Source organism: Kitasatospora sp. NPDC023120 (assembly GCF_055560835.1).
Window position 1 is genome coordinate 104,069 of the sequence record NZ_JBVHHY010000007.1, and the last position, 23,515, is coordinate 127,583.

At 73.0% G+C, this 23,515-nt stretch carries 15 protein-coding genes; 8 read left to right on the forward strand and 7 right to left on the reverse strand.

What is annotated here, in order from left to right; all coding sequences use genetic code 11:
* Window positions 1-12: 12 nt before the first annotated feature.
* Both mpaD and ACZ3TI_RS12445 read right to left on the reverse strand, forming a co-directional pair.
* Window positions 13-1,341 carry a daptide-type RiPP biosynthesis aminotransferase gene (mpaD, locus tag ACZ3TI_RS12440; protein ID WP_465726158.1) on the reverse strand — a complete coding sequence of 443 codons (1,329 nt, stop codon included), beginning with the start codon at window positions 1,339-1,341 and terminating at the stop codon, window positions 13-15.
* A gap of 536 nt (window positions 1,342-1,877) precedes the next feature.
* On the reverse strand, window positions 1,878-2,291 hold the full coding sequence (locus tag ACZ3TI_RS12445; RefSeq protein ID WP_465726159.1) for a Fur family transcriptional regulator: 414 nt from the start codon (window positions 2,289-2,291) through the stop codon (window positions 1,878-1,880).
* Window positions 2,292-2,504: 213 nt separating this feature from the next.
* On the opposite strand from ACZ3TI_RS12445, the gene katG reads away from it, so the two are divergent.
* Window positions 2,505-4,724 carry a catalase/peroxidase HPI gene (gene katG / locus ACZ3TI_RS12450; protein WP_465726160.1) on the forward strand — a complete coding sequence of 740 codons (2,220 nt, stop codon included), beginning with the start codon at window positions 2,505-2,507 and terminating at the stop codon, window positions 4,722-4,724.
* A 176-nt stretch (window positions 4,725-4,900) separates the two neighbouring features.
* Here the strand turns inward: katG and ACZ3TI_RS12455 are convergent, their stop codons facing one another.
* Window positions 4,901-5,419: a histidine kinase gene (locus tag ACZ3TI_RS12455; protein WP_465726161.1), complete on the reverse strand. Its 519-nt coding sequence runs from the start codon at window positions 5,417-5,419 to the stop codon at window positions 4,901-4,903.
* A 223-nt stretch (window positions 5,420-5,642) separates the two neighbouring features.
* Here ACZ3TI_RS12455 and ACZ3TI_RS12460 point away from each other — a divergent pair, with 223 nt between their 5' ends.
* From ACZ3TI_RS12460 to ACZ3TI_RS12480, 5 genes are all read left to right on the forward strand, one after another.
* Complete coding sequence (locus ACZ3TI_RS12460) at window positions 5,643-6,398, forward strand: hypothetical protein (protein ID WP_465726162.1); 756 nt, start codon at window positions 5,643-5,645, stop codon at window positions 6,396-6,398.
* A gap of 65 nt (window positions 6,399-6,463) precedes the next feature.
* Window positions 6,464-7,912 carry a lanthionine synthetase C family protein gene (locus tag ACZ3TI_RS12465; RefSeq protein WP_465726163.1) on the forward strand — a complete coding sequence of 483 codons (1,449 nt, stop codon included), beginning with the start codon at window positions 6,464-6,466 and terminating at the stop codon, window positions 7,910-7,912.
* A complete protein-coding gene (locus ACZ3TI_RS12470; RefSeq protein ID WP_465726164.1) occupies window positions 7,909-11,127 on the forward strand; it encodes a lantibiotic dehydratase in 3,219 nt (1,072 codons plus the stop codon). Before ACZ3TI_RS12465 ends, ACZ3TI_RS12470 begins: the two co-directional genes overlap by 4 nt.
* A 307-nt stretch (window positions 11,128-11,434) precedes the next feature.
* Window positions 11,435-13,390, forward strand: coding sequence for an ATP-binding cassette domain-containing protein (locus tag ACZ3TI_RS12475; RefSeq protein WP_465726165.1), 1,956 nt, complete (start codon window positions 11,435-11,437; stop codon window positions 13,388-13,390).
* Window positions 13,391-13,440: 50 nt separating this feature from the next.
* Complete coding sequence (locus ACZ3TI_RS12480) at window positions 13,441-13,923, forward strand: DUF5990 family protein (protein ID WP_465726166.1); 483 nt, start codon at window positions 13,441-13,443, stop codon at window positions 13,921-13,923.
* Window positions 13,924-13,994: 71 nt separating this feature from the next.
* Here the strand turns inward: ACZ3TI_RS12480 and ACZ3TI_RS12485 are convergent, their stop codons facing one another.
* Window positions 13,995-16,259, reverse strand: a complete 2,265-nt coding sequence (locus ACZ3TI_RS12485) for a M9 family metallopeptidase (protein ID WP_465726167.1) — start codon at window positions 16,257-16,259, stop codon at window positions 13,995-13,997.
* Between the two features lie 259 nt (window positions 16,260-16,518).
* On the opposite strand from ACZ3TI_RS12485, the gene ACZ3TI_RS12490 reads away from it, so the two are divergent.
* Window positions 16,519-17,121, forward strand: coding sequence for a superoxide dismutase (locus tag ACZ3TI_RS12490; protein WP_465726168.1), 603 nt, complete (start codon window positions 16,519-16,521; stop codon window positions 17,119-17,121).
* A gap of 145 nt (window positions 17,122-17,266) precedes the next feature.
* Entirely contained in the window at window positions 17,267-18,097 is an 831-nt protein-coding gene (locus ACZ3TI_RS12495) for a polysaccharide deacetylase family protein (protein WP_465726169.1), read from the forward strand.
* An 85-nt stretch (window positions 18,098-18,182) separates the two neighbouring features.
* Here ACZ3TI_RS12495 and meaB read toward each other — a convergent pair whose 3' ends face one another.
* From meaB to ACZ3TI_RS12510, 3 genes are read right to left on the reverse strand one after another with little or no spacing between them, the layout of a single operon-like run.
* Entirely contained in the window at window positions 18,183-19,169 is a 987-nt protein-coding gene (gene meaB, locus ACZ3TI_RS12500) for a methylmalonyl Co-A mutase-associated GTPase MeaB (protein WP_465726170.1), read from the reverse strand.
* A 17-nt stretch (window positions 19,170-19,186) separates the two neighbouring features.
* Entirely contained in the window at window positions 19,187-21,400 is a 2,214-nt protein-coding gene (gene scpA / locus ACZ3TI_RS12505) for a methylmalonyl-CoA mutase (protein ID WP_465726171.1), read from the reverse strand.
* A complete protein-coding gene (locus ACZ3TI_RS12510; protein WP_465726172.1) occupies window positions 21,397-23,292 on the reverse strand; it encodes a methylmalonyl-CoA mutase subunit beta in 1,896 nt (631 codons plus the stop codon). Before ACZ3TI_RS12510 ends, scpA begins: the two co-directional genes overlap by 4 nt.
* Window positions 23,293-23,515 lie beyond the last annotated feature (223 nt).

Here is a 23,515-nt window from a genome sequence, read left to right on the forward strand (position 1 = left end):
CGGCCGCTCGGATCAGTGGGTGCGGCGTCTCGAAGCCGCCCGCCCAGGTACCAGCGGAGCAGCCGGCGACCCGGGGCGTCGGTGCCCGGCCCGGAGGCCGGTCTCGTCCAGTCCCCGCCGCAACGCGGACGCGAGATCGGCGAGGTCCTGCTCCGTACTGGTCAGCACGGGGACGAGCTGGATGGCGCCGGGCCCCGGGTAGACGAGGGCCCCGTGGACGCGGATCGCGGCGATCGCGCCCTGTACGGCCCGGTCGTCCAGTGGATGGCCGTCGGCGTCCTGGAGATGCAACGCGCGGAAGCAGCCCGAGCCGGTGGTACGGCGCACCAGAGGATGCCGCCCGGCGAGTTCACGGAGCATCGAGTGCAGCGCGGTGCCGGTCCGCTCCGCGGCCGCCAGCGCGTCGAGCTCCTCGAACTGCGCCAGGGTGGCGGAGATGGCGGCGTAGTTCCCCGGGCTGCAGGCCGGGGCCTCCGTAGGCGGCAGGGGCACGCCGTGCGCCTCGAACGCGGCCGCGACGACGTGCGACACCAGGACCGCCGAGGCGGCGCAGCTGCCATTGGTCAAGCCCTTGGAGGCGATGAGCAGATCGGGTGCCTCAGGCCACCGCGAGCTGGCGAACATCGGGCCGGTGCGGCCGAACCCGGTGGCGACCTCGTCGGCAACGAGCAGGAATCCGTGCTCGTGCCGCAGAGCCGTCATGGTGTCGACGAACGCGTCCGACAGCGGATGGGCTCCCGAGCCGAGGACCGGCTCGCATGCCAGGACTGCCACCTGGGGGCCGTAGCGCTCCATGAAGCGCACCAGCTCCTCCGGATCCGCCGGGTCGACGTGCCGGACGTTGCGCAGGTCCACGCCGTACAGCTGCTGGTCGAGTGCCTCACGGGTGAGGGAGTGAACGCCGTATGTCAGCCCGTGGTACCTGCCCTTGAGGGCGACCACCAGCTGGCGCTCCTTGTGTCCCCGGAGCGCCGCGTACTGGCGGGCGAGCTTCATGGCCAGGTCGTTCGCCGCCCCGCCCGAGGTCGAGAAGACGGCCTGCCGGTAAGTGGCCTGCCCGGCAGCGGCGACCAGGCTCTTGGACGCCTTGAGCGCGTAGCCGTCGGGGGAGGAGTCGAGATCGGGGTCGGCCCGTTCAGCATCCGCGATCGCCTCACCGATCGCGGCGTTGCCGTAGCCCAGGTTGACGTTCCACAAGCCGCTGGTGGCATCCAGGACCTCACTGCCGTCGGCGAACCGCAGCCGGGCCCCCTCGGCCTCGGCCGTCCGACGGTTCCGCCCGCCGCAGTCGCTGGGCGGCAGCAGCAGTTTCCACAGCAGGTAATCGTGGAGAACGGTCAACAGGGCCTCCTGGTCTGTTGGACGGGAAGGACGGGGTGCTTGGGCGTGTGGCGGCCGGGATGCGCACCGGGAGCATCGTCAGCGTGGTTGCGGCCGGACCGCCACCACCGGTTCATCGACCGGGTGTTCCGGGCCGCGAGCGATCGCGACCCGGAACACCTGCGGGTGGCTGGCCGAAACCACCGCGTCGGCCCCCCTTCCCCCGAATCCGCCGGGCGCCGTTCCATCGCCTGACGGTGGTGGTCCACCGCCAGGCGGCCGGCGAAGCACGGAGCAACAGTTCAGCGCAGGAAACAGCGACTCGGCAGCCCTCCCCACGCCGATGAACGTAGTACGGACGGGGCACCGGCCGCACCGTAGAACAGCCGGGAGCCGACCGTAGGAATTTCTCCGCCGCCCCGCAGTGAAACCCCGGCCGAGCCCGGCAACTCCCGTAGCGGCACGCCCGAACCTCCCTGCAAAAGATTGATCGTTCAACAAATGCCCGGGAGCCCGGCGGATTCCTGGTCTCCTCGTCCGCGGTGCCGGCGCGGCGGTCAGCCCGCGCAGTTCGGGCAGAGGCCCCGGTAGGTGACCTCGGCCTGCGAGACGGTGAAGCCGAAGCGCTGCTCCGCCGGGAGGTCGGCGAGCGGGTTGCCGACGGGGTGGACGTCGCGGATCGCACCGCAGCCGGTGCAGACCAGGTGCTGGTGCGGGCGGTGGGCGTTGGGGTCGTAGCGCTTGGCGCGCCCGTCGGTGGCGACCTCGATGACCTCGCCGAGGGTGACCAGCTCGCCGAGGGTGTTGTAGACCGTCGCCCGGGAGATCTCCGGGAGGCGCTCCGCCGCCCGGGCGTGCACCTCGTCCGCGGTCAGGTGCACGTGCTCGCCGTCCAGGACCTCGGCCACGACGCGCCGCTGGGAGGTGAGGCGCCAACCGCGCCCGCGCAGCCGCTCCAGCAGGTCACTCATATCGGTTCACCTATTCAGGTCAAGGGGAGGACCGGAGTTTACCAATACACATCCTGCGGTATCCGGATCCCGATCGGATATGGGCTTGGTGTCTTTCTTGACTTGGATTCCGTCCATCGTAGGATCGGCTCCGGCGCTAGCCTAGGTACCAGCAGTAGAGGCCGTAGGTAACACAGAAGACACCGTGATCCGCCTTGTGAGGGAAGGATTCCCATGTCTGACATCCACGATGCAACCGGCGTAGAGGCGAAGGCGGAGGGCTGCCCGGTGAATCACGGGCGCGCGCCGCATCCCACCCAGGGCGGCGGGAACCGCCAGTGGTGGCCGGAGCGGCTCAACCTGAAGATCCTTGCCAAGAACCCCGCCGTGGCCAATCCGCTCGGTGCGGACTTCGACTACGCGGCGGCTTTCACCGCGCTCGACCTCCCGGCCGTCAAGCGGGACATCCAGGAGGTGCTCACCACCTCGCAGGACTGGTGGCCGGCCGACTACGGCAACTACGGCCCGTTCATGATCCGGATGGCCTGGCACAGCGCGGGCACCTACCGGATCAGCGACGGCCGCGGCGGTGCCGGCGGCGGTCAGCAGCGCTTCGCCCCGCTGAACAGCTGGCCCGACAACGCCAGCCTGGACAAGGCCCGCCGCCTGCTGTGGCCGGTGAAGAAGAAGTACGGCCGCGCCCTGTCCTGGGCCGACCTGCTCATCCTGGCCGGCAACGTCGCGCTGGAGGGCATGGGCTTCCGGACCTTCGGCTTCGGCGGCGGCCGGATCGACGAGTGGGAGCCGGACGAGGACGTCTACTGGGGCCCGGAGACCACCTGGCTGGGCGACGAGCGCTACACCGGCGACCGCGAGCTGGAGAACCCGCTCGCCGCCGTCCAGATGGGCCTGATCTACGTCAACCCCGAGGGCCCCAACGGCAACCCGGACCCGATCGCCGCCGCCCGCGACATCCGCGAGACCTTCTACCGGATGGCGATGAACGACGAGGAGACCGTCGCGCTGATCGCCGGCGGCCACACCTTCGGCAAGACCCACGGCGCCGGCCCCGCCGACAGCGTCGGCCCGGACCCCGAGGCCGCGCCGATCGAGCAGCAGGGCCTCGGCTGGAAGAGCACCTTCGGCACCGGCGTGGGCGCGGACGCGATCACCAGCGGCCTCGAGGGCGCCTGGACCGCCACCCCGATCACCTGGGACAACAGCTTCTTCGAGACGCTGTTCGGCTACGAGTGGGAGCTCACCAAGAGCCCGGCCGGAGCCCACCAGTGGAAGCCGAAGGACGGCGCCGGCGAGGGCACCGTCCCGGACGCCCACGACCCGAGCAAGCGGCACGTCCCGATCATGCTCACCACCGACCTGTCGCTGCGCTTCGACCCGGTCTACGAGCCGATCTCCCGGCGCTTCCTGGAGAACCCGGACCAGTTCGCCGACGCCTTCGCCCGCGCCTGGTACAAGCTGACCCACCGCGACATGGGCCCGGTCGTCCGCTACCTCGGCCCCGAGGTCCCGAGCGAGCACCTGCTCTGGCAGGACCCGCTGCCGACGGTCACCTACCAGCAGATCGGCGCGGCCGACGTGGCCGACCTCAAGCGGCGGATCAACGCCACCGGCCTGTCGGTGGCCGAGCTGGTCTCCACCGCCTGGGCGGCGGCCTCCTCCTTCCGCTCCAGCGACAAGCGCGGCGGCGCCAACGGCGGCCGGATCCGACTGCAGCCGCAGATCGGCTGGGAGGTCAACGAGCCCGACCGGCTGGCCTCGGTGCTGCGCACCCTGGAGGGCGTGCAGCAGGAGTTCAACGCGCAGGCCGGCGGCGGAAAGCAGGTCTCGCTGGCCGACCTGGTGGTGCTGGCCGGAGGCGTCGGCGTCGAGCAGGCGGCCAAGGCGGCCGGCCTCGCCGTCGAGGTGCCGTTCGCGCCCGGCCGGGTGGACGCGACGCAGGAGCTGACCGACACCGAGTCTTTCGCCGCCCTGGAGCCCAAGGCCGACGGCTTCCGCAACTGGGTCGGCAAGGGCAACCGGCTGCCGGCCGAGTACCTGCTGCTCGACAAGGCGAACCTGCTGGGCCTCAGCGCCCCCGAACTGACCGTGCTGGTCGGCGGCCTGCGCGTGCTGGGCGCCAACCACGGCCGGTCCGCGCACGGTGTGCTCACCGCGACCCCCGGCGTGCTGACGAACGACTTCTTCGTCAACCTGCTGGACCTGGGCACCCGTTGGACGGCCACCTCGGAGGACTCGCACACCTTCGAGGCCCGGGACGCCTCCGGCAAGGTCATCTGGACCGGCACCCGGGCCGACCTGGTCTTCGGTTCGAATGCCGAGCTGCGGGCCGTCGCCGAGGTGTACGCGAGCGACGACGCCAAGGAGAAGTTCGTGACGGACTTCGTCGCGGCCTGGACCAAGGTCATGAACGCGGACCGCTTCGACCTCGCCTGATCCTCACGGATCGCCGAGCGCGGATCGCCGAGAGCGGCTCGGCGAGCGCGGGAGCCCGGGGGTTTCGACCCCCGGGCTCCCGCGTCCTCGGCACCCTGGAACCGGCTGCGGGGTGCCGCCGGGGGGCGGACCGCGTGGCCGGCCGGAGGGGGCCGCCCACTCCGGACGAGCTGGGCTCAGGCCCCGCCCGGCGTCCCGTGGGACCGCTGCTCCTCGGCCTTCCTCTCGGCTGCCCGCACCTGCTCGGTGAAGGTGTGCGCGTCGATCCGCTCGACGGTGGCCCCGTGCCCGGCGGCCAGGTCGTCGGCCGGGCCGGGCGAGGCCTCCCGCAGCTCCAGGGCGAGCAGCGCACCGCCGTCCGGCACCCGGGGGGAGAGCACGATCAGCGCGGCGCCGGCCTCGGTCGCACCGTGCTCCTCCGCCGCGTTGCCGAGCGCCGCGCCCGCCGTGAAGCCCAGCAGCACGCCGACCGGACCGCCGAGCAGCCCGACCAGCCCGCCCAGCAGCCCCGAGCCGACGGTGGTCACGCCCGCGCCCCGGGTGAAGGTGTCCTTGACCTCCAGCAGTCCGTCGGCGCCGCGCTCCAGCACGGCCGCCATCCGCAGACCCGGCAGGTGCTGCGCCTCGGCGAAGGCGGGGCGCCAGCCGGCGGGGTCGGGGAAGGTCAGCAGGACGGCGTTGTGCTGCTCGCTCATCGCACTCCGATCGGGCCGGGACCGGCGGTGGCCGGGCTTCCATCGTGACCCTCGGTGCAGGGCACTGCCACAGGAGCGGAGCCGGAAGCCTGGCTGGGGCCACTTGCAACCGCCCGCCGCTCGGCCGGTAGTCACCCTGTGTCATGAAAATCCGTCGAGTTGTCAGCTTGCGGCCCCGGTGAAAGCATGAGAGGGCCCCCTCTTCCACCGAGGGAGGTCCGCGATGACCACCCCACAGAACAGCAGCGGATCCGACGGCGGCCCCGGCGACCGGCCGGACCGGGCCAAGGACATCAACGGTCCGCAGGATCCACTGGTCGACAGGTTCCGCCCGGAACCGGGCCGCGCGCCCGTCCGAGGGCTCACCCTCAAGGGCTTCCTCGGCGACAGCGACCGTGCAGGACACCGGCGGCTGTACCTGACGAAGAACCTCGACTACTACGTCGAGTTCACCACCGACGACGTGGTCGACAGCGCCGGCATCCCGCCGGACCGACCACCCTTCGTCGGAACGGAGGCGACCGAGGTCACCCTGAAGGAGGGGGCCGAGGTCAGCTACACCCACAGCGCCGCGGTCCGCCCGTCGGACGACTTCGACGTCGACGTCCGCCGGTCGAGCCGGCCGCGCCCGAGGGCACCGCAGCGCGGCCGAGGCCGGGCGTCGCGGGGGTCTCGAGCCGCCCTGGCACGCCGGGCGGCCGGCCGGTTCGAGCCTCAGGAGGGCTGCACCTGCGGTGCCCCCTGCGGCCAGCAGACCATCGAGTTCGCCACCTGCGCCTCGTGCGACCAGACCTGCGTCTCGTGCGACGGCACCTGTGACCAGACCTGTCCGGAGTCCTGCAACGGCAGTTGTGACGCGACCGTCTGCCAGTTCACCTGCGAGTTCACCTGCCCGGTCACCTGCGAGACGTGCTTCACCTGCAACACCTGCCATGACACCGAGTGCCCGGTGCTCTGCGAGATCCTGCCCCCCGGCTAGGAGCTGCGCCGGCCCAACCGGCGCGTCGCCGCTCGCAGCCGGTCCGCCAGCCCGAGGGAGGCCACATGACGCGACGCGAACTCGCCGATGCGACAAGCCCTTTCGCGTCGCCGACGCCCGGTGCTCCCGGTGCTCCCGACCGGCACGGCCCGGATCCGCGCCCGTGGCGCAGCGTGCTCGACGGCGACCGGCGGGCCGCCGCGCTCGCCGCCGTCGACGTCGCCGCCGAACGCTGCGTGGACCGCGCCCGCATCTGCGAGGCGCTGGCCGTCTCCCCCCGGCAGACCCGCTTCCCCCGGACGATCGGTTGGCTTCCCCACGGGGTGGCCGGGGGTGACGCCGGCATCGCGTTGCTCTGCGCGTACCTCGACCGGTGCCGGCCCGGGCAGGGCTGGGACGAGACCGGCCACCGCTTCCTGCTCACCGCGCTCGACGGGCTCGGAGGCCTTGGAGGCCTCGGAGGGCTCGACGGCACCGGCCGGGACGCCGTGCGGATCGGCTCCGGCCTCTACGGCGGACTCGCCGGCACGGCGTTCGCCGTCGCCGCGCTCAGCCGCGACGGCACCCGCTACCGCCGTGCGCTCGGCGCCCTTGACGAGGAACTGGCGCCCCGCGCGGGGCTGATGGCCGCGCGGCTCGCCGCAGCCCGCCACGACGGGCCGGTGAGCGCCTTCGATCTGGTCTCCGGGGCGAGCGGACTGGCTGCCGCCCTGCTGCCACGCGATCCGCAGGGCTCGCTCGCCGATCTGCTCGGCGCGCTGGTCGAGGTGGCCGCTCCGAACGGCGCGACGCCGCGCTGGGCCACCCCGGCGGACCGGCTCGGCGACCCCTCGACGCTTTCCCTCTACCCGTACGGGAACCTCAACTGCGGTCTGGCGCACGGAATTCCGGGACCACTGGCGGTGCTCGCCCTCGCCCTGCGGGCCAGCCGTGAGGTGCCCGGGCAGGCGGCGGCGGTGCGCCACCTGGCGGACTGGCTGACCGCGCACCGCCTCGACGACGCGTGGGGCGTCAACTGGCCCTCGGCCATCCCGCTGCCGGCCGCTCCCGGCGGACCGCCGCCGCCGGAACCGGGCCCGGCGCGCAGCTCCTGGTGCTACGGCAGCCCCGGCATCGCGCGGGCGCTGTGGCACGCCGGCGAGGCCCTGGACGACCGGCGGCTGCGCGACCTCGCCGTCGAGGCCGTCACCCGCGTGCTGCAGCGGCCCCTCGCCGCCCGGCAGCTCGGCTCGCCGACCTTCTGCCACGGTGTCGCCGGACTGCTCCAGGTGGTACTGCGCTTCGCCCATGACACCGGCCTCCCGCAATTCACCATCGGCGCCGAGCAGTTGGTCGATCAGCTGCTCGACCACTTCGACCCCGACCGTCCGCTCGGGTACGCCGGGGTGGAGCCGGCCGGCAACCGGGTGGACTCACCCGGCCTGCTCGACGGAGCCCCCGGCATCGTCATGGTCCTGCTGGCCGCCGCAACCGACACCGAGCCCACCTGGGACCGGTTCTTCCTCCTGTCATGACCGCCCACGACCCCGACCACCGCCACGGCCACCGCCAGGGCCCTGGCCACCGTCACGGCCCGCAGCCCCTCTACCGGCCGCTGGGCTGGGCGGTGGTGCGGGCACCGCTGCTTCCGGTGGACGCGCTCGCCACCGCCGGCACCGCCGCCGGCGGCGACACCCTGATGCCCGACGCGCCGCGGGTCCGCCTCGCCGTCGAGGTGGCCAGCCGCGACCTCGCCGCCGCCCTGCACCGCACCCGCCCCACCGACCCGGAAGCCCGGCGGCTGCGCGGCAAACTGACCCGCTACCTGATCCGCATGTGCACCAGGCCGACGCCGTTCGGCGTCTTCGCCGGCGTCGGCCTGGCCCGCTGGAGCGACCACACCGACCTGGCGCTCGGACCGTGCCCGCCGCGCACCCGCACCCGACCGGACATGGCCTGGCTGCTCGGGCTCGTCCAGCGCCTGGAGGAGGAGCCGGAGATCCGGGCCGGCCTGCGGCTGGTCACCAATGCGGCGGTCGTGCTGCGCGGCGAGCACGCCCTGCTCCGCGACGCCGGACCCGGCGCGGCAGCCGGACCCGGAGCCGACGGCACGGCGGACACCGTCTCGGTCCGGCTGACCCCCGCCGTGCGGCAGGTGCTGGAGACGGCGCGGCACCCGGCCACGGCGGACGAGCTGGCGGCCGGGCTCGCCCGGCTGGCGGGCGCGACCCCCGACAAGGCGGCCGGGCTGGTCGAACGGCTGCGGGCCCAGGGCTTCCTGCAGACCGACCTCCGACCGCCCCTCACCAACGGCGACCCGGCCACCCACGTCCGCGAGCGGCTGTCCGCCGTCCCCGGGGCGCGGGAGCTGGCCGACGGGCTCGACCACCTCTCCCGGGACCTCGCCGAGTGGGACGCCCTCCCGCTCGACGCACGGGTCCAGCCCTGGGCGGACCTGCTGGAACGCGCCGTCGGGCTGCACCCGGCCGGGCCCGGCACCCCTGTCCTGCAGACCGACCTGGCCCTTCCGCTGGCCGGACGGGGACTGCACGCCGAGGTGGCGGCGGAGGCGGCCCGCGCCGCCGAGCTGCTGCTCCGGCTCAGCCCCCTCCCCGCGGGCCCGTCCCGCCTGGAGAACTACCGGCGGGCGTTCCTCGGCCGCTACGGGACGGACCGCAAGGTCCCCCTGCTGGACCTGCTCGACCCCGACGTGGGGCTCGGACCCCCGAGCGACTCCCCGGCCCACCAGCACCAGGCCCCGCAGCAGCCGCAGCGCAACCGGCTGCTGCTCGACCTCGCCCTCGCCGCCAACCGGGAGCACCGCCAGAGCGTCGACCTGACCGACGAGCAGATCGAGGCGCTCACCGTCTCCCGCCCCGACCCGGCCGTCTGCCCGGTCTCCCTGGAACTCGCGCTGTTCCTCACCGCTGCCTCGCCCGCCGCCCTGGACGCCGGCGAGTTCCGGCTGGTCGTCGGCCCCAACCTCGGCGCCCCCGCCGCCGGGCGCCACCTCGGCCGGTTCGCCGACCTGCTCGGCCCGGACGCCCGTACCGCCCTCGACGAGATCGCCCGGGCCGAGCAGGAGGCCAGCCCCGACACCCTGTTCGCCGAGGTCGTCTACCTGCCGCACCGGGCCCGCTCCGCCAACGTCGCGATCCGCCCCGCGGTCCGGACCCACGAGATCGTGCTCGGCACCGGCCCCGGGGTGCCGCACCGGGACAGCATCCCGCTGCACGAGCTGGTCGTGGGGCTGCGCGAGGGCCGGTTCAGCGTCGAGTGGCCCGCCGCCGACGCCCGGATCACCGGAGTGCAGGGCCACATGCTCAACAGCGTGGGTGCCCCCGCCCCGGTCCGCTTCCTGCTGGACGCCGCCGCCGACGGGCGCTGCCAGCTTTCCTCGTTCTCCTGGGGTCCGGCGAACGGCTTCCCGTTCCTGCCCCGGGTCCAGTACGGCCGCACCGTGCTCGCCCTCGCGCAGTGGCGGCTCGACGCGGCCGAGCTGCCCGCCGACGCCGGCGAGGAGTTCACGGCCGCACTGTCGGCCTGGCGGCAGCGGTGGGCCGTCCCGCCCCTGGTCTACCTGTGCGTCGCCGACAACCGCCTGCTGCTCGACCTCACCGACCCCGACCAGGTCGAGGTGGCGCGCGAGGAGCTGCGGGCCCTGCGCGGCACGCAGACGCTGCAGCTCCAGGAGGCGCTGCCGCAGCCGCAGGACGCCTGGCTGCCCGGGCCCGACGGGCGGCACGTCTGCGAACTCGTCGTCCCGCTGGTGCGCGCGCGGACCGCGGCCGCGGACCGGGCAGCGCCGACGTCGGCCGGGCACCCGCCCGACGTGGCAGCGCCCGACCCGGCAGTGCCCGACCTGGTGGCGCCCGACCCGGCAGTGCCGGCCGACGACACCGTGCCCGCGAGCACCCGGTTCCGCCCGCCCGGAAGCGACTGGCTCTACCTCAAGCTCTACGGCAGCCCCTGGCAGCAGGACGAGCTGATCGCGGGACCGCTGCGCACCTTCGCCGAGTTCGCCACCGCCGCCGCACTGGCCGACAACTGGTTCTTCATCCGCTACTCGGACCCGGACAGCCACCTGCGGATCCGCTTCCACGGCGAGCGCTCCGCCCTGCTCGGCCCGCTGATGGACCAGGCCTGCCGCTGGGCGGAGGACCTGCTGGCGACCGGGGCCGCCACCCGGCTCGCCTTCGACACCTACGAGCGGGAGGTCGAACGCTACGGCGGCAGCGACGGCGTACGGGTGGCCGAGGAGGTCTTCGGTGCGGACAGCACCTCCGTCGCCTGGCTGCTCCAGGCCGCCGAGGAGCGGGAGATCCCGCTCGACCGCACGGCGATGGCGGTGAGCAGCGTCGACGACCTCCTCGACACCCTGGGCCTGCCCGAGCCGGAACGGTCGGTGTTCCTGCGCGGCGCCGCCGAGACCACCCGCGAGGGCGGCGACGAGTACCGCAGGCGCGGCAACGACCTGCGCCGGGCCCTCGCCGGTCCGGACCGGCCCGACACCGAGGTGCTGCGCCTGCTGCTGGCCCAGCGCCGTGCCGCCCTCGCCCCGGCGGCCGCCCTGCTCGGCGCGCTGCGGCAGGACGGCAGGCTCCGGCGCAGCCACGGCGAGCTGTGCCGCAGCTTCGTCCACATGCACCTCAACCGGCTCGGCTTGGGCCCGGCGGGCGACGCCGAGCGGCTGGTCCTGGAACTGCTGCGCCGCACCCGCGAGGGCCTGGCCAAGGCACCCGTCACCTGACGGCCGGGCACCTCCGCACCCGACCGCCGGTCCCCGCCCTTGGAATCGCACACCGTGTAGTCCTCCGGTGATCGACTGCCACCAACTCGCCGTCCCCGACACGGAATCGCCCGGATCGAGTGAGACCCGTCGGGACACGCCGGACACCCCGGCGGACCGCTGCCAGGATCGGGGTCCGCACCGGCAGCCAGCCCCTCGCAGAGTGCCCACCGGCACCCCTGCCACCCCGCCACGCCCGCCCGGCGACGGCGGCTGCCCGCGTGCGGATCCGCCGCGGCCGCAGGCCGCCGTACCAGGGAGGAGCACGGTGACAGAGCAGATCGTGAAACCCGAGCAGCCCGAGAACCCCGCAGCCGAGTCGGGGGAGGAGCGGCACGACGAGGAACTCCGCCTGCGCTTCCCCGGCGACCGCCGCGCCCAGGCCGGCGCGTCGATGTCGGCGGGCGCCATGCTGCGCCGCCTGCCGCACCTGGTGCGCCGGGCGATGACGCTGGCCTGGGCGGCGGACCGGACGTCCACCGTGCTGCTGCTGGTCTGCCAGGCGCTGGCGGGCGTGTTCGGGGCGCTCGCGCTGTACGCCACCACCGGCACGCTGGACGCGCTGCTGGTGCCCGGCCCGGTGACCGACCACCTGCGCACCGCCGCGCCGTCGCTGCTCCTGCTGACCGTCTCGGCCGCCCTGCGCGCCGTGCTGGGCATCGCCGTCGTCGGGCTCTCCGGCCGGGTGTCGCCGCGGATCACCCGGGAGGCGGAGCTGGCGCTGATCGCCGCCGGCTGCGCCGCCGAACTGAAGGCGTACGACGAGCCCGCGTACAACGAGCAGTGGGAGGCCGCCGACCGGGGCGCCTCGACCACGCCCGACCTGCTCTCCAACGCGCAGGACGTGATCGCCTCCACCGTCTCGCTGACCGCCGCCGCGGGCGTCCTGGCGACGCTGCACCCCTGGCTGGTGCCGCTGCTGCTGCTCGGCTCGGTGCCGACCGCGGTGGCCGCCGTCCGCACCGCCCGGATCCACTACCTGGCGGCGGTGACCACCAACGAGGACCGCGGGGCGCTGCGCGTCTACCGGTGGTTCCTGATCGACAAGACCCGTGCCGACCAGGTCCGTTCGGACCAGGTCACGCCCTTCCTGATGGCCAAGTACCGCCGAGCCGAGGCCAAGATCGTCGCGGCCACCGACCGGGCGACCCGGGAGGCGGCGAAGGTGTCGCTGCTCGCCGCGCTCGGCACCGGAGCGGGCAGCGCGCTGATCTGGGGCACGCTGCTCTACCTGGTGGCGAGCGGCCGGATCGACCTCGCCGCCGCCGGCACCGCCACCTTCGCCCTGCGCACGGCCTCCTCCGGGCTGCAGGGCCTGGTCGGCAACGGCGCCCGGCTGTACCGGATGGGCCTCTACCTGGACGACTACTTCACTTTCCTGGACGAGGCCGGCGGCCACCGCATCCGGCGCGGACACCGCCTCCCCGGCGCCCCGCAGCTGGTCGAGGTCGCCGACCTGAGCCACGTTTACCCGGGCGAGCAGCAGGAGCCCGCGCTGAACGGGGTCAGCATGACCCTGCGGGCGGGCGAGGTGGTGGCCGTGATCGGGCAGAACGGCAGCGGCAAGTCGACCCTGCTGAAGCTGCTCTCCGGCCTCTACCTGCCGCAGTCGGGCCGGATCACCTGGGACGGCGTGCCGGTGGAGGAACTGGACGCCGACGGCATGTGGTCCCGGGTGGCCCGGGTGCCGCAGGAGTTCGCCCGCTGGCCGCTGGGCGCCGCCGAGAACGTCCACCTCGGCCACCTCACCGACCAGCTGATGGCGGACGTCGAACGGGCGGCGGCGTGGACCGGCTTCGACGAGATCGTGGCCCGGCTGCGCTCAGGCTGGCGCACCCTGCTGGCCCAAGGCTGGTGGGGCGGCGCCGAGTTGTCCGGCGGCGGCTGGCAGCGCGCGGCCGTCGCCCGCGCCCTCTACCGCACGGTGCGCAGCCCCGGCCTGCTGATCCTGGACGAGCCGACCTCCGACCTCGACCCGCGCGCCGAGCACCGCATCCTGCACGCCCTGCGCGGCCTCGCCCCGGGCCGGATCACCCTCCTGGTCACCCACAACATCGCCAACGCGGCGGTCGCGGACCGGGTGATCGTGATGGACAGGGGCCGGATCGTCCAGACCGGCACCTGGGCCGAACTCGCCGCCCGCCCCGACGGCCTGTTCCGCGAACTGCTCGACCTCCAGCGCGACCGCACCATCCCGGCGCAGCGGGACGGGGAGCCCGAATGAGGCACGATGGCGGTATGGAGCGGAGGAGCGGTGAGGAGCCGAGGAGCGCCATGGAGCCGAGCGCCGCTGTGGAACTGAGGATCGAGGCCACCGACCTGCCCGGTCGCGAGTGCGGCGCCGGTCCCGGCTTCCCCGGGTACCGGAACGTCCACGTCGCTGTCCAACGCCGGGGCAGGCCGGCGGAGTTGCTGGACCCGCAGCCCGGGGACGCGGCGCGGGCGCGGTGGTCGCTGGAGTGCACGGCGAAGCCGCTGCCGGACGGCGGGGTGGACATCACCGGGCGGTACGTCCAGGGCGGCCCGGGCGGGCGGTTCGTCTACCTGAACTGGGTGGCCGGGGACGGCGACGGCTGGACGCTGTTCCGCCGGGCGAAGCTGCTGCTGGCGGAGGTCGACCGCGGGACCGCCGAACAGGCTGCCCGGACCGGCCTGCTCCTCGCCCGCCTCGGGCTGACGGACGCCGGGGGCCACCCGCTGTGCGCCGCCGTCCGCCCGCCGGCGGTCACCTGGTCGGCGGGACAGCCGGCGGAATAGTCGGCGGGACGGGAGGAAACGGGGGAGGGCCCCGCATCGCCGCGGGGCCCTCCGGTGCTCACGGGAGCAGGTCAGTTGTAGGTGGTGGTGACGGTGACGCCGCCGAAGCCCTGCTGGCCGTAGAGGCTGAAGTACACCCAGCCGGACGGCGGGTTGGCGATGGTGAGGGTCTCGCCGTTGCCGCTGGTGGTGGACTTGGCCAGGTACGAGCCGGTGGTGGCCCAGGCGCCGCCGTTGTAGTAGAGGTCGGCGTTGCCGGTGCCGCCGCTGGTGGTGATGGTCAGCTGCTTCACCCCCGCCGGGAGGTACAGGAAGTCGTAGCTGTAGTTCCCGGTGGTGGCGGAGACGTTGTCGCGGCGGCAGTTCTTGTCGTACTGCCGGGTGTCGACGGCGGTGCACAGCGGCGCCTGACCGGTGGGCAGCGAGCCGCAGTTGTCGGCGGCGCAGGCCTTGAGCCAGGTGGCGAAGTCCGCGTCGTACCTGGTGCCGATGGTGCTCTTGAGCAGGGTGCGGGCGCCGTTCCAGTCGCCCGCGCGGTACTTGGCGAGCAGTGCGTCGACGTCCTGCGGGTGCGACTGGAGCATGTAGCGGACGGCCAGGTAACCCCAGTTGTAGATCCGGGTGGAGTCCGCGTTGTCGTAGGTGCTGTCGAAGAGCGTGCTCAGCGCGTAGGTGCCCTTGCCGGCCTGGGTGACCGCGTCGTCGTAGTGGACGCCCCGGTAGCTGTAGGAGATGTACTCGGCGAGGCCCTCGACCCACCAGACGGTCGGGGTGGTCATGCCGGCGTCGAAGTCGCCGTACATGTCGTAGCGGCCGTCGAGGTAGTGGGTGTACTCGTGGTTGAGGTTCCAGATCTGGAACTGGGGGCGCAGCCAGGAGGCCTCGTGGGCGATGAAGCGGGCCTGGTTGCCGACCGCGTCCGGCCTGCCCTCCTCGTACATGCCGCCGTTGTCCACGGCGATGTGGTACATCTCCCAGGCGTAGAGGCTGTAGTTGTAGTAGTCGTCGAAGACGACGACCTCCAGGCTGGTGTTGTTGTCGTTGGCGACCGGACCGCTGTCCTTGGCCACCTTGTGGAAGAACGCGTTCTCGTTGACCAGGCTGGTGCAGGTGTCGGCGAGCTGCTGCGCGGTCATGTCCTGCGCGCGGATGCGCAGGTTGGCGTTGCAGGTGTGGTCGACGGTGAGCACGAGCGGGACGAGCCGGGTGGGCACGTCGCAGGTGCCGTAGTAGGAGCAGTTGCCGCTGTCCTTCTTCTCCGTGAACCAGAGCAGGTTCATGGTGAGCGGGCCGGTGTTGCCGACCAGCGGGTAGCGGTTGATCAGGTCCTTGACCAGCGGCCGGGCCTGGGACTTGAGCGCGTCCTGCGAGAGCAGGTTGCCGATCTGCATGCCGATCGAGGTGACCAGGTCACCGCCGTTGATCTGGGTGCTGTTGCGGGTGACGAAGGACGCCATGGTGGTGGCGAACGAGGGGTCGGCCTGGAGGGCGGCGGTGAAGGCCGGCAGGTCGAGGCCGCGGCGGACGACGGTCTCGGTGTTGGCGACGGCGGTGGCCATCGCGCCGGTCCAGGCTCCGCTGTAGTCGTTCAGCAGGCGCTTGACGACGCCGGTGTAGCGGGCGTTCTCCTGGGCGCTGTCGATCAGGGTGACGGCCTCGGCGAGGGTCTGGCCGTTGGCCTCGGTGACGTCCTTGCTCCGCGGGGCGGCGAAGAAGGCGTCCAGCGCGCCGCGGATCGCGGTCTGCAGGGTCGTGCCGTACGAGCCGACGACGTCGGGGCTGTTCCACTGCACGTAGTAGCCGGCGCGGAGGTAGACGACCAGCTGTCCGGCCGAGGTGGAGTCGTCACCGGGGTAGGCGGTGGAGACGTCGCGCAGGGCGTTGGCGACGGTGGCCATCTGGGCCTCGTTGAAGGCGCCCTTGGCGTCGGTGCCGGTCAGGTTGTACAGCGTGTTGACGCAGTCGAGGCTCGCGGCCTTGACCTGCTGGACCAGCGCGGCACCGGAGTTGCCGGTGAACGCGGAGACGTCGCAGGCGTTGGCGGCGGCGGTGAGCTGCTTGGGGGTCTTCGCGGCGCCGACGGTGCTGCCCGCCGTCGGGGCGGTGGCCTTGGCCTGCTGGTCGGCGGCGAGTGGGCGGGCGTCCTTGGGCGTGTCCGGCGACTTGGGCACGGGGATCGCGCGGGGCGCGGCGGTCTTGGCGGGCTTGGCGGCGGGGGCTGACGGGGTGTCGGCCGCGTGCGCCTGCGGCGCGAAGAGGCCGAGGGCGAGGAAGAAAGCGGCGCCGAGCGCAGGGAGTCTGCGCGCGTTCGCCTTCGCTATTCGGAAGGGACGCATGGGGTGGGGGCCTCCGGGGCCGGTAGCGGCCCGGGTAGTGGCCGTGTTGTTGGGGACACGACCGCTCCAATGTGTGACATGTAAAATGGCACAATCGTGGTGGCCGCGGGAAGCCCCCGGAAGCGGAAAACTCGTCAGGTGACGAGATGTGATGTGGGGAATAGGCAGGAGCCCAGGGTTCGTTCCTGCAAGTTATACGCAATAGTGTTGTCCCGGCACGATCAGCAATGTCCAACCCGCCGAAAGGGGCCGTGTCCTGATGGGCACCTACTCGCTTCCCGACCTCCCGTACGACTACTCCGCGCTCGAGCGGGCCATGTCGGCCGAGATCCTGGAGCTGCACCACTCCAAGCACCACGCCGCCTACGTCAAGGGCGCGAACGACACCCTGGAGCAGCTCGCCGAGGCGCGCGACAAGGAGCAGTTCGACGGTCTGGTCGGTCTGCAGAAGACCTTCGCCTTCCACCTGTCCGGCCACGTGCTGCACTCGCTGTTCTGGCAGAACCTCTCTCCGGAGGGCGGCGACCGCCCCGAGGGCGAGCTGGCCGACGCCATCACCGAGCACTTCGGCAGCTTCGAGGCCTTCAAGAAGCAGCTCACCACCGCCACTACCGGCGTCCAGGGCTCCGGTTGGGGCATCCTCTCCTGGGAGCCGCTCGGCCGGCGCCTGATCGTCGAGCAGGTCTACGACCACCACGGCAACGTGGGCCAGAACACCACCCCGCTGCTGGCCTTCGACGCCTGGGAGCACGCCTACTACCTGCAGTACCGCAACGTCCGCCCGGACTACGTCACCCGCCTGTGGGACGTCGTCAACTGGCAGGACGTCTCGGCCCGCTTCGCGGCCGCCACGACCGCCTGACGCACGTCAGGCGTCCCAGGCCCCGGACCGGTCGGGCGTTCCGGGGCCTGCTCCTGCGATGACGAGGAATTTCGGGGAACCCGTGCGGCGGGGTTCACGTCATCAACCTCGAAGAACCGCAGACAGGTGGGGGAGCAGTCAGCCGATGGACCGCAAAGTACGCATGAAGGATCTGGCCGGGAGCCGGGTGGCCCTCGCGGTGGCGGCCATCGCCCTGGCGGCGGGCGCCTGGGGGGTGGCGGCCCTCACCGGGTCGGACGGCGTTCCCCGGCAGGACATCGCACAGGGGCAGGAGGGGTCCTCCGACGGCAGCGGCGGGGACGGCAGCAAGGGCAACGACGGCGGCACGCAGCAGCCGGGCGGGATACCCGACGGCATCGCCCACGCCTCCGAGAGCGGAGGCAACACCGTCAACATCACCATCGACGACGGCCCGGACCCGACCTGGACCCCGAAGGTCCTCGACGTCCTCAAGCGGCACGGCGTGACGGCGACGTTCTGCATGGTCGGACCGCAGGCCAAGGCCCACCCCGACCTGGTCAAGCAGGTCGTCGCGGCCGGTCACCGGCTCTGCGACCACAGCGTGCACCACGACACCTCGATGGACAAGAAGCCCGTCGCCTACCAGGAGAAGGAGATCCTGGACGCGAAGAAGATGATCGAGGACGCCGCGGGCGGCGCCAAGGTGCTCTACTACCGTGCCCCGGGCGGCTCCTTCACGCCCGACAGCCGCCGCATCGCCGCCGCGAACGGCATGCGCCCGCTCGGCTGGAACGTCGACTCCAAGGACTTCAACAAGCCCGGCACCGCCGCCATCGTGGACACGGTCAAGAAGGAGATGCACCTCGGCCCGACCGTCCTCTTCCACGACGGCGGTGGCGACCGCCAGCAGACGGTGGAAGCCCTCGACCAGGTCCTCACCTGGCTCAAGGCCCAGGGCCGCCCCACCGGCTTCCCGGTCCAGTCCACGCCGTGAGCCCAGCCCCACTGCCGGGCGAAACCGTCGAAGCGCCGTGCCCCACCCACGGGTGGGGCACGGCGCTTGACCTTCACGCTGCGGGTCAGCCGAAGAAGGCGTCCAGGATCCGTTGGGCGGCCAGTCCCGCGGGGAGGGTGCCGGCGCGGACCTGCGTTTCCAACTCGGGGGCCAGGCGCTGCACTTCGGGGTTCTCGTGCAGGCGGGCGTAGAGCTGGTCGTGGACCATGGCCCAGGTCCACTCCACCTGCTGGTCGCGGCGCTTCGCCGCCAGGGCGCCCGTCGCGTCGAGGACCTTGCGGTGTTGCTGGAGACGCTCCCAGAGCACGTCGAGGCCGATGTTCTCGCGGCCGCTACAGGTGAGGACCGGCGGGGTCCAGGCCGCGTCGGGGGCCTGCAACAGCCTTAGCGCGCCAGCGAGTTCGCGGGCGGCGGCGCCGGCGTCGCGTTCGTGCGCGCCGTCGGCCTTGTTGATGGCGATGACGTCCGCCAGCTCCAGGACGCCCTTCTTGATGCCCTGAAGCTGGTCGCCGGTCCGGGCGAGGCTGAGGAGCAGGAAGGTGTCCACCATCCCGGCCACCGCCGTCTCGGACTGGCCGACGCCCACCGTCTCGATCAGCACGACGTCATAGCCGGCCGCCTCCATGACCACCATCGACTCCCGGGTGGCCTTGGCGACCCCGCCGAGAGTCCCGGAGGTGGGGGAGGGGCGGACGAAGGCGTGCGGGTCGACGGCGAGGCGTTCCATCCGGGTCTTGTCGCCCAGGATGGAGCCGCCGGTCCGGCTGGACGTCGGGTCGACGGCGAGCACCGCGACGCGGTGCCCCGACGCCGTCAGCATGGTGCCGAAGGAGTCGATGAAGGTCGACTTGCCGACCCCGGGCACGCCGGTGATGCCCACCCGGACCGCGCCGCCCGCGTGCGGCAGCAGCCGCTGGAGCAGCTGCTGCGCGAGCGCGCGGTGGTCGGGCCGGGTGGACTCGACGAGGGTGACGGCTCGCGCGATCCACGCGCGCGAGCCGTCCAGGACGCCCGTCACATAGGCGTCGAGGTCGATCGTCCTCGGTGGCATGGCCTAGAGATCCCGGCTCACAGCTCGTGGCCGAGGTCGGCCGCCAGGGACTTCAGCAGGTCGTACGCCGCGTCCGGGATGACCGTGCCGGGCGGGAAGACCGCCGCCGCGCCGGCCTCGTAGAGCGCGTCGAAGTCCTGCGGCGGGATGACCCCGCCGACCACGATGGTGATGTCCTCGCGCCCCGCCGCGGCGAGTTCGGCGCGCAGCGCGGGCACCAGCGTCAGGTGGCCGGCGGCCAGCGACGACACACCCACGATGTGGACGTCGGCCTCGACGGCCTGGCGGGCGACCTCGGCCGGGGTCTGGAACAGCGGGCCGACGTCGACGGTGAAGCCGAGGTCGGCGAAGGCGGTGGCGATGACCTTCTGGCCGCGGTCGTGGCCGTCCTGGCCCATCTTGGCGACCAGGATGCGGGGTCGGCGGCCTTCGGCCTGCTCGAACCGCTCGACCAGGTCGCGGGTGCGCTGGAGGGAGGCCGACGGGCCCGCTTCGTCTCGGTACACACCGGAGATGGTACGGATCTGGCCGGAGTGGCGGCCGTACACCTTCTCCAGGGCGTCCGAGATCTCGCCGACGGTGGCCTTGGCCCGGGCCGCGTTGACGGCCAGGTGCAGCAGGTTGCCGTCCAGCGAGCCGTCGCGCCGCGGTCCGGCCTCGGCGGCCGCCGTCAGCGCGCGCAGGGCGTCCTGGCAGACGGCCTCGTCGCGCTCCTCGCGCAGCCGGCGCAGCTTCTCGATCTGCCGGGCGCGCACGGCGGAGTTGTCGACCTTGAGGACGTCGATCTGCTCGTCGCTCTCGACCCGGTACTTGTTGACGCCGATCACCGGCTGGCGGCCGGAGTCGATGCGCGCCTGGGTGCGGGCGGCGGCCTCCTCGACGCGCATCTTGGGGATGCCGGCGTCGATCGCCCTGGCCATGCCGCCGGCCGCCTCGACCTCCTGGATGTGCTGCCAGGCGCGGGCCGCCAGGTCGTGCGTCAGCTTCTCGACGTACGCCGAGCCGCCCCACGGGTCGATGGCCCGGCAGGTGCCGGACTCCTGCTGCAGCAGCAGCTGGGTGTTGCGGGCGATGCGCGCGGAGAAGTCGGTGGGCAGGGCGAGCGCCTCGTCCAGGGCGTTGGTGTGCAGCGACTGGGTGTGGCCCTGGGTGGCGGCCATCGCCTCCACGCAGGTGCGCGTCACGTTGTTGAACACGTCCTGGGCGGTGAGCGACCAGCCCGAGGTCTGCGAATGGGTGCGCAGCGACAGCGACTTGGGGTTCTTCGGGTCGAACTGCTTGACCAGCTTGGCCCAGAGCAGCCGGGCCGCGCGCAGCTTGGCGACCTCCATGAAGAAGTTCATGCCGATCGCCCAGAAGAACGACAGCCGCGGCGCGAAGGCGTCCACGTCCAGTCCCACGTCCAGGCCCGCGCGCAGGTACTCCACCCCGTCGGCCAGGGTGTAGGCCAGCTCCAGGTCGGCCGTCGCACCCGCCTCCTGGATGTGGTAGCCGGAGATGGAGATCGAGTTGTACCGCGGCATCTTCTGCGAGGTGTACGCGAAGATGTCCGAGATGATCCGCATCGACGGCTGCGGCGGGTAGATGTAGGTGTTGCGGACCATGAACTCCTTGAGGATGTCGTTCTGGATGGTCCCGGCCAGCTTCTCCGGCGGTACGCCCTGCTCCTCGGCGGCGACGATGTACAGCGCCAGGACGGGCAGCACGGCGCCGTTCATGGTCATCGACACCGACATCTTGTCGAGCGGGATGCCGTCGAACAGCTGGCGCATGTCGTAGATCGAGTCGATGGCGACGCCCGCCATGCCGACGTCGCCGGGGACGCGCGGGTGGTCGCTGTCGTAGCCGCGGTGGGTCGGCAGGTCGAAGGCGACCGAGAGGCCCTTCTGGCCGGCCGCGAGGTTGCGGCGGTAGAAGGCGTTGGACTCCTCGGCGGTGGAGAAGCCCGCGTACTGGCGCACGGTCCACGGCTGGTTGACGTACATGGTCGGGTACGGCCCGCGCAGGTACGGGGCGACACCGGGGTAGGTCTCCAGGAAGTCCAGCCCGGCCAGGTCCTCGGCGGTGTACAGCGGCTTGACGCCGATGCCCTCGGGGGTGTCCCAGACCAGCTCGTCGACGTCCTTGCCGGTGGACTGGCGCCAGGCGGCCTGCCACTGGGCGTCGGTGACGCCGGTGGGAGCGTCGGCGGCGTCGCCGTCCAGCCCGATTCCGGTGAAGTCGGGGATCATCGGGCCGCCTCGCTCTCGTCGGCGCCGCTCGCGCCGGTGATCAGGTCCAGCAGGGAGGTCAGGACGGCGACCGCGTCCCCGCCCGCATGGATGAACTCGTCCACTCCGTCGGGCAGTTCGCCGAGCCGCCCGGCCAGCAGCACCTTCGCGGCGCCGGCCGCCTTCAGGGCGCCGGCCACCGCTGCGGCGTGCTCGCCGTACAGGGCGTCGCTGGAGCAGAGGCAGGCGACGGTGGCGCCGGAGGCGCGGAACGCCTCGGCGAACACGGCCGGGTCGACGGACTCCGCGGAGGTCGTCGCGATGCCGCCGGCCTGGAACAGGTTGGCGGCGAAGGTGGTGCGCGCGGTGTGCGCGGCGGCGGTGCCGATCGAGGCCAGGAAGAGCTTCGGCCGCGCGCCGGTGGCCGCGAGCGTCGCGTCCGAGCGGTCCCGCAGCGCCTCGTAGGCCTCGGCGCGGCTCACCCGCGGCAGGCCGCCGGTGAGCGGGGCGGGGGCCGGCTCGCGGACCAGCGGCTGCTCGTCCAGGTGCGGGAACTCGCTGACGCCGGTGACCGGTTCGCGCCGCTTGGCGAGCTTGACGGACCGTTCCGCCCAGGTCGCGGCGATCCGCTCCTCGACGAGGCCCGAGCCGAGCGCTGCCGGCAGGCCGCCGGCCCGCTCGATCTCCTGGAACCAGGTCCAGGCGGCCCGCGCCAGCTCCTCGCCCAGCTGCTCGACGTACCAGGAGCCGCCGGCCGGGTCGATAACCCGGGCCAGGTGCGACTCCTCCAGCAGGATCGACTGGGTGTTGCGGGCGATCCGGCGGGCGAAGGCGTCCGGCCGGCCGAGCGCGCTGTCGAAGGGCAGCACGGTGACGGCGTCGGCGCCGCCGACCCCGGCGGCCAGGCAGGCGACGGTGGTGCGCAGCATGTTCACCCACGGGTCGCGGGCGGTCATCATCACCCGGGAGGTGACGGCGTGCTGACGCTGCGCCGAGGCCTCGGCGGACGCCCCGGACACCTGGGCGACGCGGGCCCAGAGGCGGCGCGCGGCACGGAACTTGGCGATCGTCAGGAACTGGTCGGCGTCCGCCGCGTAGCGGAACTCCAGCTGGCCGAGCGCGGCGTCCACCGACAGGCCGGCCGCGGTCAGCGCGCGCAGGTAGGCGACGCCGGTGGCGAGCGAGCAGCCCAGCTCCTGGGCGGGGGAGGCGCCGGCCTCGTGGTAGGGCAGGGCGTCGACGGTCAGGGCGCGGACGTTCGGGTAGTCGGCGGCGCAGCGGGCGGCCAGGGCGGCGGCCTCGGCGAGCAGCGCGTCGGTGCGGGCGGTGTCGCCGGTGCGGGCCTGCAGGCCCAGCGGGTCGGCGCCGAGGTTGCCGGAGGCGGCGGCGGGGGAGACCTCGCGCTGCTCGTACAGCGCGAACAACTGCTCGGCGGCGTCGGTGAATTCGGGTCCGGCGTCGAGGACCATGGCGGCCAGGTCCAGGTACACCCCGGTCAGCGCCTCGGGCAGGGCGTCCAGGGGAAGGGCCTCGCCGCCCAGTTCCAGCCAGAGCGAGCCGACGCCGTTCTCCAGGTCGGCCAGCACGGCCTCGTTGGTGCGCCGCCGGTCCGGGTCGGCGTGCCGCTGGCGTACGTCCCACCCGGCGACGGCCGAGCCCTGCGGCCGTCCGCCGCGGACGAAGGGCGGGAAGCCCGGGTACCCGGGGTCGACCGCGGTGTCCTCGGCGGTGTACAGCGGGCGCGCGCTGAGCCCGTCCTGGAGCTTGGTGCTGAGTGCCTGCTCGGCGGCGGCGCCGTCCTCGGGCTGGGCACCGGACTTGCGCAGCACGCCCTGGACGAGCTGCTGCCACTGCTCACGGTGCGCGGCCGGGAACTCGGCGGCGAGGGGGAGCCCTTCGGGCGGGACCTTCATAGCCGCAGGTTAGCGCCCGTTCGCACAGCCGCAGGAGGGGAGGCGCGTGTGACCTTTCCCTCGATTTAGCGTGCTTTTAGCACTCCACGGGGCGAGGAGTGCCGCGGGCGGCCGGAGCGGGCTCCGGCGGGTGAACCGGCCGCCGGGCGGTGTCCGTAGTCAACACCGATGGCACGGAACGCGATCGATGTCCCGTCATGGCCCCGGAAGGCCATGATCAGGG

What these genes read in the sequence shown, in the direction of transcription:
- scpA (WP_465726171.1), bottom strand. Translation starts at nt 21,400, where the DNA reads ATGATCCCCGACTTCACCGGAATCGGGCTGGACGGCGACGCCGCCGAC.
- ACZ3TI_RS12470 (WP_465726164.1), top strand. Translation starts at nt 7,909, where the DNA reads ATGACCGCCCACGACCCCGACCACCGCCACGGCCACCGCCAGGGCCCT.
- ACZ3TI_RS12485 (WP_465726167.1), bottom strand. Translation starts at nt 16,259, where the DNA reads ATGCGTCCCTTCCGAATAGCGAAGGCGAACGCGCGCAGACTCCCTGCG.
- katG (WP_465726160.1), top strand. Translation starts at nt 2,505, where the DNA reads ATGTCTGACATCCACGATGCAACCGGCGTAGAGGCGAAGGCGGAGGGC.
- ACZ3TI_RS12445 (WP_465726159.1), bottom strand. Translation starts at nt 2,291, where the DNA reads ATGAGTGACCTGCTGGAGCGGCTGCGCGGGCGCGGTTGGCGCCTCACC.
- ACZ3TI_RS12490 (WP_465726168.1), top strand. Translation starts at nt 16,519, where the DNA reads ATGGGCACCTACTCGCTTCCCGACCTCCCGTACGACTACTCCGCGCTC.
- ACZ3TI_RS12495 (WP_465726169.1), top strand. Translation starts at nt 17,267, where the DNA reads ATGGACCGCAAAGTACGCATGAAGGATCTGGCCGGGAGCCGGGTGGCC.
- ACZ3TI_RS12455 (WP_465726161.1), bottom strand. Translation starts at nt 5,419, where the DNA reads ATGAGCGAGCAGCACAACGCCGTCCTGCTGACCTTCCCCGACCCCGCC.
- ACZ3TI_RS12510 (WP_465726172.1), bottom strand. Translation starts at nt 23,292, where the DNA reads ATGAAGGTCCCGCCCGAAGGGCTCCCCCTCGCCGCCGAGTTCCCGGCC.
- meaB (WP_465726170.1), bottom strand. Translation starts at nt 19,169, where the DNA reads ATGCCACCGAGGACGATCGACCTCGACGCCTATGTGACGGGCGTCCTG.
- ACZ3TI_RS12480 (WP_465726166.1), top strand. Translation starts at nt 13,441, where the DNA reads ATGGAGCCGAGCGCCGCTGTGGAACTGAGGATCGAGGCCACCGACCTG.
- ACZ3TI_RS12460 (WP_465726162.1), top strand. Translation starts at nt 5,643, where the DNA reads ATGACCACCCCACAGAACAGCAGCGGATCCGACGGCGGCCCCGGCGAC.
- ACZ3TI_RS12465 (WP_465726163.1), top strand. Translation starts at nt 6,464, where the DNA reads ATGACGCGACGCGAACTCGCCGATGCGACAAGCCCTTTCGCGTCGCCG.